The sequence below is a fragment of the Clostridium sp. NkU-1 genome (genome assembly GCA_001312405.1).
The window spans coordinates 48,710-68,905 of the sequence record BBDR01000006.1; the positions used below are offsets into that span (position 1 = coordinate 48,710).

General features: G+C 45.8%; 10 protein-coding genes, 9 pseudogenes and 1 other annotated feature. Of the genes and pseudogenes, 12 read left to right on the forward strand and 7 right to left on the reverse strand.

The annotated features are described in order from the left end of the window. The first annotated feature begins 93 nt into the window (after positions 1–93). The 3 pseudogenes from JCM10519_RS11155 to tyrS all read left to right on the forward strand — a co-directional run bounded on the left by JCM10519_RS11155 (position 94) and on the right by tyrS (position 4,653). Positions 94–1,697: pseudogene (locus JCM10519_RS11155) on the forward strand (PTS transporter subunit EIIC). A 31-nt stretch (positions 1,698–1,728) separates the two neighbouring features. Next, positions 1,729–3,052 (forward strand): annotated as a pseudogene (locus tag JCM10519_RS11160) (6-phospho-alpha-glucosidase). Positions 3,053–3,136: 84 nt separating this feature from the next. Next, positions 3,137–3,393, forward strand: a binding site (T-box leader). A gap of 38 nt (positions 3,394–3,431) precedes the next feature. Continuing rightward, positions 3,432–4,653 (forward strand): annotated as a pseudogene (gene tyrS, locus JCM10519_RS11165) (tyrosine--tRNA ligase). A gap of 327 nt (positions 4,654–4,980) precedes the next feature. On the opposite strand, the gene JCM10519_RS11170 reads toward tyrS, so the two are convergent. After that, positions 4,981–5,223: a VOC family protein gene (locus JCM10519_RS11170; protein ID WP_054739206.1), complete on the reverse strand. Its 243-nt coding sequence runs from the start codon at positions 5,221–5,223 to the stop codon at positions 4,981–4,983. 262 nt (positions 5,224–5,485) lie between these two features. Next, the gene (locus tag JCM10519_RS11175) at positions 5,486–6,544 is read right to left on the reverse strand and encodes an HD domain-containing phosphohydrolase (protein WP_347843883.1); all 1,059 of its coding nucleotides are present in this window, start codon (positions 6,542–6,544) and stop codon (positions 5,486–5,488) included. A 7-nt stretch (positions 6,545–6,551) separates the two neighbouring features. On the opposite strand from JCM10519_RS11175, the gene JCM10519_RS28995 reads away from it, so the two are divergent. From JCM10519_RS28995 to treC, 4 genes and pseudogenes are all read left to right on the forward strand, one after another. Next, positions 6,552–6,776 (forward strand): hypothetical protein, encoded by a 225-nt coding sequence (locus tag JCM10519_RS28995; protein WP_347843884.1) that lies wholly within the window; start codon positions 6,552–6,554, stop codon positions 6,774–6,776. A 299-nt stretch (positions 6,777–7,075) separates the two neighbouring features. Further along, positions 7,076–7,789 (forward strand): trehalose operon repressor, encoded by a 714-nt coding sequence (gene treR / locus JCM10519_RS11180; protein WP_054739207.1) that lies wholly within the window; start codon positions 7,076–7,078, stop codon positions 7,787–7,789. Between the two features lie 150 nt (positions 7,790–7,939). Beyond that, positions 7,940–9,348 (forward strand): annotated as a pseudogene (treP, locus tag JCM10519_RS11185) (PTS system trehalose-specific EIIBC component). Then, positions 9,349–11,004: pseudogene (gene treC / locus JCM10519_RS11190) on the forward strand (alpha,alpha-phosphotrehalase). Here treC and JCM10519_RS11195 read toward each other — a convergent pair. From JCM10519_RS11195 to JCM10519_RS11205, 5 genes and pseudogenes are all read right to left on the reverse strand, one after another. Next, positions 11,001–11,564 (reverse strand): manganese efflux pump, encoded by a 564-nt coding sequence (locus JCM10519_RS11195; RefSeq protein WP_054739209.1) that lies wholly within the window; start codon positions 11,562–11,564, stop codon positions 11,001–11,003. The pseudogene treC and the gene JCM10519_RS11195 overlap by 4 nt on opposite strands. A 49-nt stretch (positions 11,565–11,613) precedes the next feature. Next, positions 11,614–11,859 (reverse strand): NYN domain-containing protein, encoded by a 246-nt coding sequence (locus tag JCM10519_RS29000; protein ID WP_347844000.1) that lies wholly within the window; start codon positions 11,857–11,859, stop codon positions 11,614–11,616. Next, positions 11,747–12,019, reverse strand: coding sequence for an NYN domain-containing protein (locus tag JCM10519_RS29005; protein WP_347844001.1), 273 nt, complete (start codon positions 12,017–12,019; stop codon positions 11,747–11,749). Before JCM10519_RS29005 ends, JCM10519_RS29000 begins: the two co-directional genes overlap by 113 nt. Next, positions 11,964–12,128, reverse strand: coding sequence for an NYN domain-containing protein (locus JCM10519_RS29010; protein WP_347843885.1), 165 nt, complete (start codon positions 12,126–12,128; stop codon positions 11,964–11,966). The genes JCM10519_RS29005 and JCM10519_RS29010 overlap by 56 nt, the downstream gene beginning before the upstream one ends. Then, positions 12,125–13,508: pseudogene (locus JCM10519_RS11205) on the reverse strand (MATE family efflux transporter). The gene JCM10519_RS29010 and the pseudogene JCM10519_RS11205 overlap by 4 nt, the downstream one beginning before the upstream one ends. 665 nt (positions 13,509–14,173) lie before the next feature. Between JCM10519_RS11205 and aspS the strand changes: the two are divergent. The 5 genes and pseudogenes from aspS to JCM10519_RS11235 all read left to right on the forward strand — a co-directional run bounded on the left by aspS (position 14,174) and on the right by JCM10519_RS11235 (position 20,166). Then, positions 14,174–15,503 (forward strand): annotated as a pseudogene (gene aspS, locus JCM10519_RS11215) (aspartate--tRNA(Asn) ligase). Positions 15,504–15,603: 100 nt separating this feature from the next. Further along, positions 15,604–15,897 carry an Asp-tRNA(Asn)/Glu-tRNA(Gln) amidotransferase subunit GatC gene (gene gatC, locus JCM10519_RS11220; RefSeq protein ID WP_054739458.1) on the forward strand — a complete coding sequence of 98 codons (294 nt, stop codon included), beginning with the start codon at positions 15,604–15,606 and terminating at the stop codon, positions 15,895–15,897. Between the two features lie 13 nt (positions 15,898–15,910). Beyond that, positions 15,911–17,415 (forward strand): annotated as a pseudogene (gene gatA / locus JCM10519_RS11225) (Asp-tRNA(Asn)/Glu-tRNA(Gln) amidotransferase subunit GatA). Then, positions 17,416–18,848, forward strand: a pseudogene (gene gatB, locus JCM10519_RS11230) (Asp-tRNA(Asn)/Glu-tRNA(Gln) amidotransferase subunit GatB). 31 nt (positions 18,849–18,879) lie between these two features. Beyond that, complete coding sequence (locus tag JCM10519_RS11235; RefSeq protein WP_054739213.1) at positions 18,880–20,166, forward strand: aminotransferase class I/II-fold pyridoxal phosphate-dependent enzyme; 1,287 nt, start codon at positions 18,880–18,882, stop codon at positions 20,164–20,166. The last annotated feature ends 30 nt before the right edge of the window (positions 20,167–20,196 follow it).

A 20,196-nucleotide genomic window follows, 5' to 3' on the forward strand; every position in this document is an offset into this window, starting at 1 on the left:
TACAAAGAGTGAGATGGCGGCTATAATGTGGATATGAATTTCACGTGAAATGAAAAAAAGAAAACGAATCATTGATTATTGGAGGAAAAGAGAATGAAAGAAAAAGTGATGGATCAGCTGCAGCGCTTTTCAAAAGCAATGTTCATCCCGGTTTTAATTCTGCCCATCGCAGGTATTTTAATCGCTGTCGGAAACTTGTTTACAAATGCAAAGCTGCTGGAGCTTCTGCCATTTTTGGATAATCCGGTGACAAAGGGCTTTGGCACCATCCTGTCAGGTTCTTTGGTATCTATCCTGAATAACTTGGGACTGATTTTCTGTGTGGGACTTGCAGCAGGTCTTGCCAATAAGAAAAAAAATATGAGGCCGGATTTACTGCTCTTTTGGGATTCCTGGTATTCATTAACGCTATGAACAAATTCATGACACTGACGGGAATCCTGTTTACAGGGGAGTCTTTAAGAGGGACGGGTCAGGCCATGGTGCTGGGAGTGCAGATCCTGGATATGGGCGTATTCCTGGGAATTATTCTTGGAATTGTAACAGCCATGGTTCACAACAGATTTTGTGAAACTGAATTTAAAAATGCTTTTCAGATATATGGCGGCTCCAGGTTTGTATTCATTGTATTGATCCCTGTGACCGTACTTCTGGCAGTCCTTCTTACCTATGTATGGCCTTTTGTCCAGATGGGAATTACAAGCCTTGGGGTATTCATCAATCAATCCGGAAACTTCGGGATTTTTATTTACGGCGCGCTGGAACGTCTTCTCATTCCCACAGGCCTTCATCACCTGGTCTATACCCCGTTTTTATATACTTCCCTGGGAGGCGCTGCAACCATTGGAGGAGAAGTGTTTGAGGGAGCCAGAAACATTTATTATGCCGAAATCGCAGACCCTGCTATCGATATGTTATCTAAGTCCGTGATCTGGGATGCCAGAGGAATCTCCAAAATGTTCGGCTTAATGGGCGCCTGTCTTGCCATGTATCATACGGCAAGGCCGGAGAACCGCAATAAAATAAAAGCCATCCTGATTCCTGCCGCATTTACTTCTTTTATTGCAGGTGTTACAGAGCCGATTGAATTTTCCTTTATGTTCGTAGCTCCTGTTCTGTTTGTTGTTCATGCCGGTTTAAGCGGACTGAGCATGGTGGTTCTCAATATTTTAAACGTCCGCGCCATCGGTCCTAACGGCTTTTTGGATTTCCTGCTTTTCAATGTGCCTTTGGGAATCCACAAAACCGGATGGCCTATGTATATCGTCACCGGTCTTGGATTTTTTTGTGATCTACTATATCGTATTCCGCACTCTTATTACAAAATTGAATTTAAAGACCCTGGGCCGCGAAACGGAAGGGATGGAAATGAAGCTTCATACCAAAGCAGAGTACAAAGAAAAGGTTGCTTCTGAGAAAGGGGGAAAAGCTGGGAAGGACGGCGAGGATGTGGATGCCGCACTGATCGTGAAAGCCCTGGGAGCGCCGGAAATATTGAAAAGGTGGACAACTGCTTTACCCGTTTGCGCCTGATCATTACCAATCCTGATCTGGTTCAGGAAGAGATACTGAAAAATGACACCGGAGCCAATGGCGTAATGAAAAAGGGAAATAACGTTCAGGTAATCTATGGTTTAAAAGTAACTGCTGTAAGAAAAGCTGTTGACGAGGAACTGGGAAACAACGAAAACAGCTGACAGATCAGATGAAGCAAGGAGGAATATCATCGTGAAAAAATTCTCAATTGTAATTGCCGGCGGTGGAAGCACCTACACGCCTGGTATTGTAATGATGCTGATGGATAACCTGCACCGGTTTCCTATCCGCTCTTTAAAACTTTACGACAATGACGGGGAGCGTCAGGAAACCCTGGCAAAAGCCATTGAAATTGTAATGAAGGAAACAGCGCCTGATGTGGAGTTTTCTTATACAACAGACCCCAGGGAGGCCTTTACCGATGTGGATTTCTGCATGGCTCATATCCGGTGGGCAAATATGCCATGCGGGAGTTAGATGAAAAAATCCCCATGAAATATCATGTGTTGGACAGGAAACCTGCGGTCCCGGCGGCATTGCATATGGAATGAGAAGCATTGGCGGGATGATGGAGCTGATTGATCTTATGGAAAAATATTCTCCGGACTGCTGGATGCTCAATTATTCCAATCCTGCTTCCATTGTGGCAGAAGCCTGCCGTGTATTAAAGCCTCATTCCAAGGTCTTAAATATCTGTGATATGCCGGTGGGAACCAAACGGCGTATGGGATATATTGTGGGCAGGGATCCGAAGGACATGGATGTAAAGTATTTCGGACTGAACCACTTTGGCTGGTGGACCAGTGTAAAGGATAAAGATGGAACCGACTTAATGCCCAAGCTTCTGGATTATGTGTCTAAAAACGGATACTTAACGGAAAAGGCCGTGGAGACCCAGCATATGGATGCAAGCTGGCAGCTGACCCATAAAAAGGCGGCGGATTTATTAAAGCTGGAGCCTGACTTTCTTCCCAATACTTATTTAAAATATTACCTTTACCCGGACTATGTGGTAGAGCATACAGATCCTAACCATACCAGAGCCAATGAGGTAATGGAAGGAAGAGAAAAAGAGGTGTTTGGTGCCGCAAAAGCCATCATACAGGCAGGAACCGGAAAAGGCGGGGAATTCTCCATTGACAACCATGCTTCTTTCATTGTAGATCTGGCCTGTGCCATTGCCTTTAATACCCGTGAGCAGATGCTTTGCATCGTGGAAAACAAAGGAGCCATCTCTAATTTTGATCCAACTGCAATGGTGGAAGTGCCTTGTCTCGTAGGTAATGAAGGCCCGGAACCTATATGCCAGGGAAATATTCCTACCTTTGAAAAGGGAATGATGGAAGAGCAGCTTGCTGTGGAGCGTCTGGTGGTGGAAGCATGGACCCAGGGAAGCTATTTAAAGCTGTGGCAGGCCCTGACCTTGTCAAAGACCGTGCCTAGTGCTTCCGTTGCAAAACAGATTTTAGATGATCTGATAGAGGCTAACAGGGAATACTGGCCGGAATTAAAGTAAAATTTGCTTCATCGTCAGAAATAAAAATGGCTCTTGACAAATGCGTGAAAACCCCATATACTAGTCATTAACTTCATAAAACAAGTAAAAGCGTTGATAAGAACAAGTAGCAGTACGATGGACCACACAGAAAGCAGCCGGCAGATGAGAGGCGCGTGGAAAACGAATTGCGAATACATCTTTGAGCTTCGCACCCAACGGCTGAGATGCCAAGTAGGCTGCGACGGATTCCCGCACCCGTTATTGTGCTAGAGTATCGTATCAGGTACTCAAAGAGGTGAGCAGCGTGAGCTGTTTATAAACTTAAGGTGGTAACACGAGACTTCAGCCTCGTCCTTTTGATAGGACGGGGCTTATTTTTATGAAAAGGAGAATGAAAATGAAAATTTATGAAGAATTGAAAGCCCGGGGCCTGATTGCCAGGTGACAAACGAAGAAGAGATCAGCAAAATGGTAAATGAAGGAAAGGCCGTATTCTACATTGGATTTGATCCCACGGCTGACAGCTTCATGTAGGACATTTTATGGCCCTTTGCTTAATGAAGCGCCTTCAGGAGGCAGGCAATAAGCCCATCGCCCTGATCGGAGGCGGAACCGGTATGGTTGGAGATCCTTCCGGCAGAAGCGACTTGCGCCAGGTGATGACAGTGGAAACGATCCAGCACAACTGCGACTGTTTTAAAAAGCAGATGAGCCGTTTTATCGACTTTTCTGAAGGAAAGGCTCTTATGGTCAATAACGCAGACTGGCTGCTGAATTTAAATTATATTAATTTTCTGCGGGAGGTTGGCCCCCATTTCTCCGTCAACCGCATGCTGACTGCTGAATGCTATAAGCAGCGTATGGAAAAGGGCTTAAGCTTCCTGGAATTCAACTACATGATCATGCAGAGCTATGACTTCTATGAGCTGTTTAACCGTTACGGCTGTAATATGCAGTTTGGCGGAGATGACCAGTGGAGCAATATGCTTGGTGGAACAGAGCTGATCCGCCGGAAGCTGGGAAAAGATGCCCATGCCATGACCATTACCCTGCTTTTAAATTCCGAGGGAAATAAGATGGGAAAAACCCAGTCCGGCGCTGTATGGCTTGATCCGGAAAAGACTTCTCCCTTTGATTTCTTCCAGTACTGGAGAAACATTGCCGATGCGGATGTGTTAAAATGCCTGCGCATGCTGACCTTCCTTCCCATCGAGCAGATTAACGAGATGGATAGCTGGGAAGGCAGCCAGTTAAATGAAGCGAAAGAAATTCTTGCCTACGAACTGACCAATCTGGTCCATGGGGAAGAGGAAGCGGAAAGGGCCAGAGAGAGTGCCAGAGCGCTGTTTACCGGCGGCAATGCGGCAGATATGCCCACCTGTGAACTGGAAGAGGCAGATTTTACGGACGGAAGCATTGACATCCTTGCCATTCTCCAGAAATCCGGTCTGGCTCCCACACGTTCCGAAGCAAGGCGCAATGTGGAACAGGGCGGAGTAACAGTAGAAGGTGAGACTGTTTCTGATGTGAAAGCTGTTTTGGCAAAAGAGCAGTTTTCGGGAGAAGGAATTGTAGTAAAACGGGGTAAGAAGAAATTTGTAAGGGTAATTACAAAATAAAGAAAATTTTAAAATCCGGCTGGAATCAGCCGGATTTTTCAGACTGATTGAGCTAAATCCTTAACAGGCTGTATATTAATTTTTGTTCTGCAGACACTACTAAAAAGCGAAAGGAGCATCAATCTTGAATAGCAAAAATACATCTTCCAACAAACAGGGCAGTGCTGCAGACAATCATGTCAGTAATAAAAATGTTACCCATACAGATCATCGTTCGAAAACCCCATCAAATAGCGATTATATTGATCCATTTTATACTCCTCCGGGTGAAGGCCCTAAACCTAGAATTACATCCAATTAGGCATCATCCGGTGACGCAAGGGAGGTTTAAATCTCCCTTGTTATTTTTTGTCCCCACGGTCTAATTGCCGGAATATCAACAATCTCAACACCAAGTTCTTTTAATCTCTCAAATTCAACATCAACATCATCAACTGTAAATGCAATACAAATGCTGCGGGAGTTGGTTTTTCGCTCCATTTCGTCATTGAAAACAGTCAGTGTTGTTTCTTCTGATATAATAAATTGATGAACATTATCATCACTATCATTATCAATATGAAACGACATTTTTTAAAAAAATTTGATGGTCGAATAACATCACTTGTCAATAAGCATACTTCTCCCGCTTTCATCCAATGCCTACCTCACTATATAAGTAATTCGTAGTTCAAACTGCTCAACAAATTTCAATTTATTTAATTATATTAGAATTAAGCACATAAATATAGCAATGTTTATTTATTCTCTTCATGTACATTGCTGCAAGATATAATTTAACCTTGTCTACAGTCTAAAAAAATCCGGCTGGAATCAGCCGGGTTTTTATACTTCATGGCCATGATGGCATTAGCTCTGGATCCTTTAAGGTAAGTGCAAAATGAAGCTTTTCATGATAGGACTCTAAATAAGGAAGAGATTCATATTCTTTTCTCAGTTTCTCGTAAATGCTTAATATGGGCTGACAGCGGATAGCAGTTGTATCAAGAATTTCATCAAGATGTTCCACTGCCAGGTCAACGATGGCTTCATCCAACAGGCCGTCCCCCTTCATACTGGTGAGGATGGACAGAATGTGGTCTGTTGGAAAGGAGTCCTTATAGCTTCTTGTACCGGTTAAGGCACTGATGATATCGGCAATGGCTACCAGCCGTTCTTCCGTAGTCAGATCCCCGGCTTTCAGCTTATGGGGATATCCGGATCCATCCAGCTTTTCATGATGACGCAGTGCAATGCGCTCAATGGCTTTATCAATACTGCCTCCGAATATTTTCTCCGTGTAATTTACATGGGTCCGCATAATTGCCATGGCCTGGCGGCTTAATTTTCCCGGATACTCAAGAATTTCCACCGGAATGGCGATTTTACCCAAATCGTGGAGCAGTGAGCCGCAGAGGACCATGTTTAATTGTTCCTCATTAAAGGACAGGAGTTTTCCCAGCTCATAGCTGATGCTGGTGGTAGTTATGGTATGGGTTACCGTGTGATGGCTTCTGAAATCAATGATAAAGACCAGCATTTTCAAATACTCTGTAGTCTCTTCTTCGGAAAGGGGAATGCTGGTCAAAAAGTCAAAGTATTCGGAATCGTTTCTCCATTCATTTTCAATGGAATCCTGAAAGTCAAGCTTAGCGGCAAGATCTACAATGTGAGGTGCGAAAATGTTGTTCCTTCCCTGGGTTATCAGCTGGAGGGTTTCCTCCCAGGAATTCTTTTCCAGTGACATGGAGACATCAATGCGGTCTGCAATGTGAAGAATCTGTGCAAGATTTTTAATTTTTGTACTGGGCTCTTCCTCTTTTTCCAGAAAATTCCAGGTGATATGGTGTAAAAGTACTGCAGGAGCTAATTTTTTTGAGGGGTGAAAAGTATCGTATGAAAAGGTATCCATAGAAGGAATGATCCCAAATATCATCGGTTTCAAATTGAAGCATTTTGGAGATTTCTTCTGTCTTATATGCCCCGATATCATGAAGCTGGGCCAGAAAACAGATATCACGAAGCTCCTGACTGGAATATTGCCCGGTATTTCGCAGCATGCGGGAAATGATATAAGCCACGTGAGAACCGTGTTCTGTAAGCCGTGGATCAATGTAACCACAGAAGCGCCGGATAATGCCTAAGACGCTTTTGTTATTTATATTTTTTTTGTATACTGCATTTGCATGCATGAATCCTCCTTTGTAGTCATTGCTCTAAAAACAGTTTACCATATCAACCCATATATGGAAAGAATAGAAAAGAGTTTGTTGCATAATTATTTGCTTCTATTTGGAAAAGGGTGTATGTTAAAAAAATTAATAGATGTCTGTTTGCTTTTCGGTTTGAAACCGAATTATTTGACTAAGGTATACGTATATGTTAAAATAATAACCGATATCTAAATCAATGGAAATGACAGGTAAAGTGAGGATGTTAGCTTATGGAAAGTAAATACAGGCGTCTTTATAAAGAACTGCTTGAAAAAATAGAAAGGCGGGAATACCGTCCGGGAGACAAGCTTCCGGCGGAAGGGGAGCTGATGGAAATATACGGCGCATCCCGTGACACCGTCCGCAAGGCCCTGGGACTTTTGGAGGAGGATGGCTGCATCCGCAAAGCCAGGGGAAAAGCCGCGGAGGTGGTGGATAAGAGCAAGTTTAATTTCCCGGTATCGGAGATAGCAAGCTTTAAGGAAATCTACCGCTATTCGGAATCCAGGCCCAGAACCTTTGTGGAGAATCTGGAAATCGTGAAAAATGATAAAAAGCTTATGGAGGCGCTTCAGATCGGCCCGGAGGATGAGGCCTTTGTGCTGGAACGGGTCCGGGAAATCGATGGGGAAAAGATCATCATTGATAAGGATTATTTTTCCAGGAAGGTTGTGGAGAATCTGCCTTTGCGCGCTGCACAGGATTCTGTTTATGAATATCTGGAGAATGAACAGGGGCTTAAAATCGGTTTTGCCATGAAGGAGATCACGGTCCATATGGCGGCTGATGAAGATTACCGCCTCCTTGATATGGGGCGTTATGATATGGTCGTGGTGGTAAAGAGCTATACGTATCTGGAGGATTCCACCCTGTTCCAGTACACAGAATCGCGCCACAGGCCGGACAAGTTTAAGTTTGTGGATTTTGCCCGCCGGAAATTATAATTGCCGTCTGCATTGCCCTTGCCTGTATGCCCACAAGTTAAATTTACTTTTCGGTATATTGACAAAGTTGTACGTATATGTTATAGTGTGATTACAAAATTAACATATAAGTTTGTGAGCGCCAAAAACATGTATGAAGGGAGTATGGATATGGGTAAGTATGAGAGCGATGCAAGGAAACTGTTAGAGTATGTGGGGGAAAGGAAAATATAGGGGCAGTGACCCACTGTATGACGAGAATGCGTTTTGCACTGGTTGACCCGGAAAAAGCGGATACAAAGCAGATCGAAGCTCTTTCAAGCGTCAAAGGCACCTTTACACAGGCCGGACAGTTTCAGGTAATTATTGGAAATGATGTACAGTCCTTTTACAATGACTTTGTTTCTGTATCCGGTGTGGAAGGAGTATCAAAGGACGAAGTAAAGAAAGAGGCAAAAGGAAATTTAAATCTTTTGCAGCGGGCGGTGGCGGATATTGCGGAGATTTTTGCTCCGTTGATTCCGGCGATCATCGTAGGCGGTCTGATCCTTGGCTTCCGCAATATAATAGGAGAGATCAAGTTCATGAATGGGGGAACAGAAACCCTTATTCAGGCATCCCAGTTCTGGGCCGGTGTTCACAGCTTTCTCTGGCTCCTTGGTGAAGCGATCTTCCATTTCCTGCCAGTAGGGATCACCTGGTCTGTCACAAAAAAGATGGGAACCACCCAGATCCTTGGAATTGTTCTGGGACTTACCCTTGTCTCTCCCCAGCTTTTAAATGCCTATGCCATGGCGTCAGGCGCTGAAGTGCCGGTCTGGGACTTTGGATTTGTAAAAATGGAGATGATCGGATACCAGGCTCAGGTCATTCCGGCTATTTTAGCAGGCTTTGTACTTGTTTATCTGGAGAGGTTCTTTAAGAAAATCACGCCTCAGGCGATCTCCATGATCGTGGTTCCATTCTTTTCCCTGCTGTTAGCAGTGATCGCTGCTCATGCAGTGGTAGGCCCAATTGGCTGGATCATTGGTTCCTGGATTTCAAAAATTGTTTATGCAGGTCTTACTTCCAGCTTCCGCTGGCTGTTCGCAACCTTATTTGGCTTTATCTATGCTCCTCTTGTTATTACCGGCCTTCATCATATGACCAATGCCATTGACTTACAGCTGATAGCAGAGTTCGAAGGAACGATGCTGTGGCCTATGATCGCTTTATCCAACATTGCTCAGGGTTCTGCAGTTCTTGGTATGATGTACCTTCAGAAAAAGAACGAGGAAGCAAAGCAGATCTCCATTCCTGCCTGCATTTCCTGTTATCTGGGAGTTACGGAGCCGGCGATGTTCGGTGTGAATTTAAAGAGGGGCTTCCCGTTCCTTTCTGCCATGATCGGTTCTGCCATAGCTGCTACAATTTCCGTGGGAATGAATGTTACGGCAAATTCCATCGGCGTGGGAGGCATTCCCGGAATCCTGTCCATACAGCATCAGTATATGGGAATATTCGGCTTGTGCATGCTGATTGCAATTGCAGTACCTTTTACGTTGACAGTTATGGTTGGAAAAAAGAAAGGGATCGTATAAATGGAGAGCTTTAAGAAATCATGTGTTTATCAGATCTATCCCAAATCCTTCCGGGACAGCAACGGAGACGGGATCGGAGATTTAAAGGGAGTGATGGAAAAACTGGATTACTTAAAAATGCTGGGAGTGGATTACCTCTGGCTGACCCCGTTTTTCTTATCGCCTCAGAATGACAACGGTTATGATATAGAGGATTACTGCCGGATCGATCCCCTGTTCGGGACCATGGAGGATTTAGACGGGCTGATCGCAAAGGCCGGAGAGCTGGGTATGGGGCTGATGTTTGATATGGTCTTCAACCATACATCCACAAGCATGAATGGTTTCAGAAGGCATTAAGCGGTGATAAGAGGTACCAGAATTATTATTTCTTTAAGGAAGGAACTCCTGGAAACCCGCCTACCAACTGGCAGTCAAAGTTTGGCGGCAGTGCATGGGAATATTCGGAGGAAACCGGGAAATATTACCTCCATCTATATGACAAGACCCAGGCTGATTTAAACTGGGAGAATCCCATGGTACGGGAAGAGATTAAAAAGGTGATCCGTTTCTGGAAAGAAAAGGGGATTAAGGGATTCCGGTTTGATGTGATCAATCTGGTATCCAAACCTTCTGCCTGGGAAGACGATGAGGAGGGAGACGGCCGCCGGTTTTACACCGACGGCCCCCGGATTCATGAGTATCTGCAGGAGATCGTGGTGGATACGGGACTGGATGCCGATGATATCATTACGGTGGGAGAGATGTCCTCTACCACCATTGACCATTGCATCCGATATACCAATCCGGATGAAAAGCAGTTTAAGATGTGTTTTAATTTTCATCATTTAAAGGTGGATTATAAGGACGGAGATAAATGGTCCTTAATGCCCTTTGATTTTGAAAAGCTGAAAAAGATTTTCCACACATGGCAGACTTCTATGGCCGAAGGAAACGGCTGGAATGCGGTGTTCTGGTGCAATCACGACCAGCCCAGGGTTGTATCCAGGTTTGGCGATGATGGAAGATACAGAAAGCGCAGTGCAAAGATGCTGGCCACTGTCATACACGGATGAGGGGAACGCCCTATATTTACCAGGGAGAGGAAATTGGCATGACCAATGGGTATTTTACCCATATTTCCCAGTACCGTGATGTGGAAAGCCTTCATTATTTTGAAATATTAAAAGAACAGGGAAGAGCGGAAGAAGAAATTTACCAGATTTTAAGAGAGCGGTCCAGAGATAACAGCAGGACCCTATGCAGTGGGAAGCAGGAGAGCAGGCTGGATTTACCGCAGGCATACCCTGGATCGATGTCAATGAAAACTGTGAGGAGATCAATGTGAGGGAGAGCCTTGCTGATCCAGATTCGGTCTTTTTCTACTATCAGAAGCTGATCGGGCTGAGGAAACGCCACAGCGTAATCAGTGAAGGAAGCTATGAGCCTGTACCCCTAAAGCAGGAAGGGATATTTGCCTATAGAAGAAGCCGGCAGGAAGAGAAGCTTCTGGTCTTTGCAAATTTTACGGGAAAGCACCAGGAAATAGAAGGAAGGGAGAACCTGGACAACTGGGAGGTCCTGTTATCCAACTGCGGCTCCCTGGAGATCAATGGGAAAAAATTTCAACTGGATCCATATGGCGCAGTCATGCTGTATTCCTGTGAGAAGGCTTAAAATCCCAGCAAATGCTGCACCAGGATTTTGACTCCCATAAGGATCAGGATCAGGCCGCCTGCAAATTCTGCCTTTGATTTATAACGTGTTCCAAATACATTTCCTACTTTAACTCCCAGGACTGACAGGGTAAAGGTGGTGGCTCCGATAAAGGAAACAGCCGGAACGATCTGTACCTGCAGAAATGCAAAGGTAACCCCCACTGCCAGGGCATCTATGCTGGTCGCGATTGCCAGCGGGATCATGTTTTTGGAGGCCATAGGGGAAACCTCACATTCCTCTACTTCTTTGCTGAAGGATTCCTTTATCATGCCGATGCCAATGACTCCAAGCAAAATAAAAGCGATCCAGTGGTCAAAAGAAGTAATGGCCTCCTTAAACTGCGACCCCAGAAAGTAGCCAATAAGTGGCATTCCTGATTGGAATCCCCCAAAATACAGGCCTGCTATGACCCCATTGTTCCAGTTCATCTTTGGCATGCATAATCCCTTACAGATGGAGACAGCAAACGCATCCATGGATAAGGCTACCGCAATGATGAACAATTCCAGTAATGACATGAGATATTCCTCCTGTGTATTAGTTTTATAAATATATGCCTAATCCTTTTTATTCAGCCGTATTTTTTTCCAGATACTCCATAAGCTCCGGATCAACATTGTCGAAGAGGCGGTTTTTCTTTGAGGGAATTCGTTCCAGATGTTCCTTCTTAATTTCGAAATTCGTCTCTTCGATTTCTTTTTTAAAATCCCTGGCGGAGAGGCGTGTGCAGCCTTTTCCCAGGATGATAATCTGTTCCAGTTTGTCCGAAGTGGCAACCCGTACCTGATACTGCCTGCCGATTTGCTGGGAGATTTTTTTCTATATACTGGTCCGCGGTTTCCGCCTCCTTGGTGAAAATCACATGAATGTTGTGGTATTCCATGACTGTGCCCGGATTTCCCTTGACCTTGTAACCGTCAAAGACCAGAATAACATTGCATTTTTTTATAGCCCTGGTAGTTACATAGCATATCCTGAAGTTTCGTTCTGGCGGAGTCCATATTGGTCTCCGCCAGTTCCTTTAGCTCAGGCCAGGCAAATATGATGTTGTAGCCGTCTATTAAAAGATAATCGGAACTCATTTTTTTAACCTCTGTAAGAAACCTAAAGTTTTTTTGATACGTTTTTCATAAATTCGTTTAAACAGGATGGTACTTAAGACCAGGGCCATGATTTCAGCCAGAGGGAAAGCATACCAAATTGCATTAAGACCAAATACTTTCGCGAAATATATGCAATGGGCAAAATACATACAAGCTGTCTTGCAGCAGATACGATCAGGCTGTAGATGCCATTTCCAAGAGCCTGAAAAACGGAACCAACGATGATACTGTAACCGGCAAAGAGGAACCCTGAGCTGATGATGCGAAGAGCAGGGACGCCGATGGAAATCATGTGGTCGGAGGCATCGAACAGGAGTAAAAGCTGCTTCGGGAAGACCTGGAATATGATAAGTCCCAGGAACATGATGGAGACAGATCCTATGATGCTGGAGCGTATGGTTTTCATGATACGGTCCCTGTTTTTGGCACCCCAGTTATAAGCCACAATGGGAACCATACCGTTATTAAGTCCGAATACAGGCATGAAGATGAAGCTTTGCAGCTTAAAGAAAATGCCGAATACGGAGACAGCGGTTTCGGAGAACAAAAGAAGGATCTTATTCACGCCAAAGGTCATGACAGAACCAATGGACTGCATGATAATGGATGGAAGCCCTACCTTATAAATATCAATAATGGTTTCTTTGTGGGGACGGAAGCCCCGCATGTTTAAATTGACATCAGAATTCCTGGTTAAATTAAAATATAAAAGGAGCAGCATGGCAATGACCTGGCCGATGACGGTTGCAATAGCGGCTCCGGCAATGCCAAGACGGGGAAAGCCCAAAAGCCCGAATATGAGGATTGGGTCCAGTATGATGTTGATAATGGCTCCAAGCCCCTGGGTGATCATGTTATAGATGGTGCGGCCGGTGGACTGCATGATCCGTTCAAAAGCGATCTGCATATAAACACCGAAGGAGAATATGGTACAGATGGAAAGATAAGTGGTTCCCTGGCTGATGATCTCTTCATTTCCTGTCTGCACCGTAAAATAAAACCTGGAAAAGAAAATTGCTAACAGGGCGGATACCAGATAGCTGAGAATGAAAACGAATATTCCATTGACCGCGGCCAGATTAGCCGCTTTCTGGTTCTTCTCCCTAAGGAACGGGAAAGGAGAGCATTGACTCCCACACCGGTTCCTACGGCGATGGCGATGATCAGGTTTTGTATGGGAAATGCAAGGGAGACTGCAGTAAGGGCTGTTTCCCCTATCTGCGCCACAAAAATGCTGTCGACTACATTGTAAAGCGCCTGTATCAGCATGGAAATAACCATGGGAAGAGACATGGTCAGCAAAAGCTTATTCACCGGCATGGTTCCCATCTTATTTTCTTCAGGTATTAAAGCATCCATTGTCTCAGACATAAAAAAAGCCCTCCTGATTCTTTCGTAAACGTGAACATAATTGTAACTGTTTCGATAGAAAAAGTCAATATTGTATGGTTTTTTTAGGTTCTGTTTCCTAATATTGGAGAGAATTTGTGAAAAATAAATATTGCAGGTTAAAATGGATTATGATATTATAAGTGAAATTCATTGTAGTGAAGTGATGAACTGTTATAAAACAGGCCTGTACAGGGAATCATGAAACTGCAGGAGTTATATTGTAAAAGGCAGAGAAGGAGACTCTGGCCTATGAACCCGGACAGGAAGAGGGCGTCACCGACTGAGAGCGCCGTCACGTGGGACTTGGCTAAGGGAACACTCCGGAGCCGATATGCCGAAGCGGCGGTCAATCCTTTCAGGGATAGACGGTGACATGAGTAGGCATATCCGTACACATGCGTTAAATGTTTGAGTGGGGACATTTGCTTATCCGGCTGACATATCTGCGGCCGGAGGAAGAAGCAGCTGTCTCAATGCGGGTGGTACCGCGGGAACTTATAGCCATATAAATCCCGTCCCGGAATATGTAACTGTATTCCGGGGCGGGATATTTTTGTGCTTAGCATGGCTAAACGATAAAATACCCTTTACCGGAATCAAGACAATTACATTCAGGTAAGGAGAATGCAGATATGGAATTTATCAGTGGTGTAAAAGAAAAGGAGACGGTCCCAATGGACCGCATAAAATCCGGCGGTTATGAGGGCCGGACCGTAAAAATGGAAGGCTGTGTCCATACCATAAGGGATATGGGAGAGGTTGCTTTTGTGATCCTTCGGAAAGCAGAGGGCCTGGTGCAGTGCGTGTACGAGGAGGGGAAAACGGATTTTGACTTAAGTCTTTTAAAAGAAGAGTCAGCGGTCCGGGTCACTGGAATCGTAACAAAGGAAGAGAGGGCACCTCACGGGTTTGAAATCCGTCTTTTGGAGATTGACTTATTGTCCCAGCCGTCAGAGCCCCTTCCTGTGGCAATCAGCAAGTGGAAATTAAACACTTCCCTTGAGACAAAGCTGACGCTGCGTCCCATTACCCTTCGAAACCCCATGGAAAGGGCAAAGTTCCGCATTCAGGAAGGAATTGTAAGAGGATTCCGGGACTTCCTTCACAGCCAGGGTTTTACGGAAATCCGTACACCAAAGATCGTAGCCCGCGGAGCAGAAGGCGGCTCCAACGTATTTAAACTGGATTATTTTAATAAAAAAGCAGAACTGGGCCAAAGCCCCCAGTTTTATAAGCAGACCATGGTAGGCGTGTATGACCGTGTATTTGAGGTCGCTCCCGTCTTCCGTGCAGAAAAGCATAATACAACAAGACATTTAAATGAATATACCAGCATGGACTTTGAAATGGGATACATTGACAGCTTTCAGGAGATCATGGAAATGGAAGCAGCTATGCTCCAGTATACCTTTGGACTTCTTTGTGGGGAATACGAGACAGAGCTTAAGATGCTGAAAGTCACACTTCCTGATGTATCCAACATCCCGACAGTCCGTTTTGCAGAAGCAAAGGAGCTGGTTGCCGGGAAATACAACCGAAAGATCAGAAATCCTTATGATCTGGAGCCGGAGGAGGAAGTGCTTATCGGCCGGTATTTTAAGGAAGAGTATGGCAGTGATTTCGTATTTGTCACCCATTACCCGTCAAAGAAGCGTCCTTTCTATGCCATGGACGATCCGGCAGACCCTAAGTATACCTTGAGCTTTGATTTATTGTTCAAGGGGCTGGAAGTGACTACCGGAGGGCAGAGAATCCATGATTATGAAGCTATTATAAAGAAAATGGAGGCAAGGGGCATGAACCGGAGGATATTTCTTCCTATTTAATGATATTCCAATACGGCATGCGCCTCACGGAGGTCTTGGAATCGGTCTGGAGCGCCTTACCATGCGCCTTCTTGACGAAGGGAACATAAGGGAAACCACACTGTTTCCAAGAGACGTAACGAGACTGGAACCATAACACCCTGCGGGTATACCTTATGCCCGGAAGGCGTGGGCAGGAAAGAGAACCTTTATACCCTAAATACATGGGCAGGAGAGACGAAAGGTGGAAGAAAAAAATGGCGCACATGATCGATGATGCTACAATCGAATATGTAGGAATCCTGGCACAGCTGGAGCTTGACCAGACGGAAAAGGAAGCGGCGAAGAATGATATGGGCCGTATGCTGGATTATATTGATAAATTAAACGAACTGAATACCGAGGGCGTGGAGCCCATGTCCCATGTATTTCCGGTACACAACGTTTTCCGTGAGGATGTGGTGGAAAACGGTGATGACAGAGAAAACATCTTAAAGAATGCTCCGGAAAGCAAGGATGGAGCCTTTAAGGTGCCAAAAACAGTGGAATAGGGGGAAGTCTCGTATGACAGCGAAAGAAATATTATCCCTCACAGCGGTACAGTTGGGGAAAAAAATAAAAGACGGAGAGGTTACCTCCGCAGAAGCGGTAAAAGCAGTCCTGGGCCAGATAAAGGCCATGGAGCCGGTGCTTAACAGCTTTGTGACCATAGAGGAAGAAAAAGCACTGAAGCAGGCAGAGGAGGTGCAGAAACGGATCGAAGCCGGCGAACTGACCGGCCCTCTGGCAGGTGTACCGGTGGCGGTGAAGGATAACATCTGCATCGAAGGAATGAAGACCACCTGCAGCTCAAAAATCCTCGCTGATTTTATTCCTTCCTATACGGCTTCAGCGGTGGAGAATTTAAAAAAAGGCCGGAGCGGTGATCCTTGGGAAAACCAACATGGATGAGTTTGCCATGGGAAGCACCACGGAAACCTCGGCTTACGGGGTCACGAAAAACCCATGGAATCCGGACCATGTTCCCGGCGGTTCCTCCGGCGGTTCCTGTGCGGCAGTTGCGGCGGCGGAATGCTTTTATGCCTGGGTTCGGATACAGGCGGTTCTATCAGACAGCCTGCCTCCTTCTGCGGAGTTACAGGATTAAAGCCTACTTACGGGACAATTTCCAGGTACGGGCTTATTGCTTACGGATCTTCCTTAGACCAGATCGGCCCTGTTGCAAAGGATGTGACGGATTGTGCCGCGGTCCTGGAGGTTTTAGCTTCCCATGATGGGAAGGACAGCACATCCGTGGAGCGGAAAGACTGTGACTTTACTGAGGCTTTAAGAGATGATGTGAAGGGCATGCGGATCGGCATTCCGGCGGATTACCTGGGCGAGGGCCTGGATCCTGAGGTAAAGGAGGCAGTCTTAAAAGCTGCCAGGGTCTTAGAGGAAAAGGGAGCCGTCTTAGAGACCTTTGATCTGGGATGGTGGAATATGCGATTCCGGCATACTATGTGATCGCATCCGCAGAGGCCAGCTCCAACTTATCCAGGTTTGACGGTGTGAAATACGGCTATCGGGCAAAGGAATACGAAGGGCTTCACGGCATGTATAAAAAAAGCCGTTCCCAGGGCTTTGGCCCGGAGGTAAAACGCCGCATCATGCTCGGCTCCTTTGTATTAAGCTCCGGTTATTATGACGCCTATTATCTGAAGGCTTTAAAAACAAAGGCTTTGATAAAGAAAGCCTTTGACGAGGCCTTTTCAAAATATGATGTGATTCTGGGGCCGGCTTCCCCGTCCACGGCTCCAAAGCTTGGAGCGAGCTTAAGTGACCCCTTAAAGATGTACCTGGGCGATATTTATACCATTTCCGTGAACCTTGCCGGTCTTCCCGGCCTTACGGTTCCCTGTGGCAGGGATTCCAAAGGACTGCCCATTGGAGTCCAGTTTATTGGGGACTGCTTTAAAGAAAAGAACATCATCCGGGCAGGCTTTGCTTTTGAGCAGAGCAGAAGCTATGAGATGCCCCCTATGGCGGCAGATGCTATTTTAAGACCCGCGGGAAGGGAGGAGAGGTAAATGAGCAAACAATATGAGACAGTTATAGGACTGGAGGTCCATGTGGAGCTTGCCACGAAAACGAAAATCTTCTGTGCCTGTTCTACGGAATTCGGCGGAGCGCCCAATACCCACACCTGTCCGGTCTGCACCGGCATGCCAGGCTCCCTTCCTGTCCTTAATAAGCAGGTGGTGGAATATGCCCTTGCAGTAGGTCTTGCGGCAAACTGTCAGATCAACCAGTACTGCAAGTTCGACCGGAAGAATTATTTCTATCCCGATAATCCGCAAAACTACCAGATATCCCAGCTTTATCTTCCCATCTGCCATGACGGCTTTGTGGAGATTCACACACCGGCAGGAAAGAAGAAAATCGGGATCCATGAGATCCATATGGAAGAAGATGCGGGAAAGCTCATCCATGATGAATGGGAGGATTGTTCCCTGGTGGACTTTAACCGGAGCGGGGTTCCCCTCATTGAGATCGTGTCAGAGCCTGATATGAGAAGCGGGGATGAGGTGATCGCCTATCTGGAAAAGCTGAGGCTCATCATTCAGTATCTTGGCGCTTCCGACTGTAAGCTTCAGGAAGGCTCCATGAGAGCCGATGTGAACCTGTCTGTCCGTGAAGCAGGTTCAGCCGAGTTGGGAACCAGGACGGAAATGAAGAATTTAAATTCCTTTAAGGCCATTGCCCGCGCCATTGAAGGAGAACGTAAACGCCAGATCGAATTGATTGAAGAAGGTAAACAGATAGTTCAGGAAACAAGGCGGTGGGATGACAACAAGGAATCTTCCTATGCCATGCGGTCCAAGGAGGATGCCAGGGATTACCGTTATTTCCCGGACCCGGATTTGCCTCCTGTGGCCATAAGTGATGAATGGATCAGAAGCATAAGGGCCAGGCAGCCGGAGCTGCGGACGGAAAAGATGGCCCGTTACCAGGAGGAGTTTAAGCTCTCTGAGTACGATGCGGATATCATCACCGCCTCCAAGCATATGGCGGATATTTTTGAGGCTGTCACCGCAGTCTGCCATAAGCCGAAGGAAGCTGCAAACTGGCTGATGGTAGAGGCCATGAGGCTTTTAAAAGAGCATGACATGGATCCCGAAAAATGACATTTTCTGCGGAAAACCTTGCAAAATTAATTGATTTAGTAGATAATGGTACCATTAACCGTACCGTGGGCAAAGAGGTTTTTGAAAAGATTTTCGCTGAAAACATTGATCCGGAGCAGTATGTGGAAGAGAATGGATTAAAGGTTGTTAATGACGAAGAAGAGCTGCGCAGGGTAATTGATGGAATAGTTTCCGCAAATCCCCAGTCCGTGGAGGATTACCATAATGGGAAAGAAAAGGCGATTGGTTTTTTGGTAGGCCAGACCATGCGGTCCATGAAGGGAAAAGCCGACCCGGTAGCGGTAGGCAGGATACTTAAGGAACTATTAGGTTAAAGGAGTTTTTATGAGGAGGAAAAAGAAATCTATGAAGCCATATGTTGAGATGACAAAGGAAGAGTTACAGGAACTGAGAAAACAGCTTTCTGCGCAGTATAAGGAGTTTCAGGGCAAGGACTTACGGCTTGATATGTCCAGAGGAAAGCCCAGCACGGAACAGCTGGATTTATCCATGGGAATGATGGATGTACTGAGCAGCGACGACGATTTGACCTGTGATGACGGGACTGACTGCCGTAACTATGGGGTGCTTGACGGAATCAAGGAGGCAAAGGAGCTTCTTGCCGATATGATGGAGGTTGCGCCTGATCATATTATCATTTACGGCAATTCCAGCTTAAATGTCATGTATGATACGGTTTCCCGTTCCATGACTCACGGCGTTATGGGAAGCACTCCCTGGTGCAAGCTGGATAAAGTGAAATTCTTATGCCCTGTTCCAGGATATGACAGGCATTTCTCCATTACCGAATATTTTGGGATCGAGATGGTGAATGTTCCCATGACCCCAACCGGTCCGGATATGGATATGGTGGAAGAGCTGGTGGCAAACGACGATTCCATTAAAGGAATCTGGTGCGTTCCCAAATATTCCAATCCTCAGGGAATTTCCTATTCCGATGATACGGTACGCCGTTTTGCCCGGTTAAAACCGGCTGCCAAAGACTTCCGTATTTACTGGGACAATGCGTACACCATCCATCATTTATACGACAGGGACCAGGATCATCTCATTGAAATCCTTGCAGAGTGCAAGAGAGCCGGAAATCCGGATATGGTTTACAAATTCGCTTCTACCTCAAAGGTCAGCTTCCCTGGCTCCGGTATTGCAACCATCGCGGCAAGCCAGAACAACCTGGTTGACATAATGAAACAGTTAAAGATCCAGACCATCGGCCATGATAAGGTGAACCAGCTGCGCCATGTGCGCTTCTTTGAAGATATTCACGGCATGGTGGAGCATATGAGAAAGCATGCAGACATCATGAGGCCCAAGTTCGAAGCAGTGAACCAGATCCTGGAAAGAGAGCTGGGCGGACTTGGAATCGGAGAATGGACCAGTCCCAAAGGCGGCTATTTCATTTCCTTTGATTCCCTTGACGGATGTGCAAAGGCCATTGTGGCAAGGTGCAAGAAATCCGGCCTGGTCATGACCGGAGCAGGAGCCACTTATCCTTACGGAAAGGATCCACGGGATAACAATATCCGCATTGCCCCTTCTTATCCTCCTTTATCTGACCTGATCCTGGCTATGGAATTATTCGCCCTTTGTGTGAAGATCGTAAGCATTGACAAGATTCTAAAGGAATTATAAAAGAAAAGCGCCGGAAAATGACAGCAGTTT

Excerpts from the sequence above, each read along its gene's own strand:
- JCM10519_RS11195 (WP_054739209.1), bottom strand. The coding sequence starts at position 11,564 with ATGTCATTACTGGAATTGTTCATCATTGCGGTAGCCTTATCCATGGAT.
- treR (WP_054739207.1), top strand. The coding sequence starts at position 7,076 with ATGGAAAGTAAATACAGGCGTCTTTATAAAGAACTGCTTGAAAAAATA.
- gatC (WP_054739458.1), top strand. The coding sequence starts at position 15,604 with ATGGCGCACATGATCGATGATGCTACAATCGAATATGTAGGAATCCTG.
- JCM10519_RS11175 (WP_347843883.1), bottom strand. The coding sequence starts at position 6,544 with ATGGATACCTTTTCATACGATACTTTTCACCCCTCAAAAAAATTAGCT.
- JCM10519_RS11235 (WP_054739213.1), top strand. The coding sequence starts at position 18,880 with ATGAAGCCATATGTTGAGATGACAAAGGAAGAGTTACAGGAACTGAGA.
- JCM10519_RS29010 (WP_347843885.1), bottom strand. The coding sequence starts at position 12,128 with ATGAGTTCCGATTATCTTTTAATAGACGGCTACAACATCATATTTGCC.
- JCM10519_RS11170 (WP_054739206.1), bottom strand. The coding sequence starts at position 5,223 with ATGTCGTTTCATATTGATAATGATAGTGATGATAATGTTCATCAATTT.
- JCM10519_RS28995 (WP_347843884.1), top strand. The coding sequence starts at position 6,552 with ATGATCCCAAATATCATCGGTTTCAAATTGAAGCATTTTGGAGATTTC.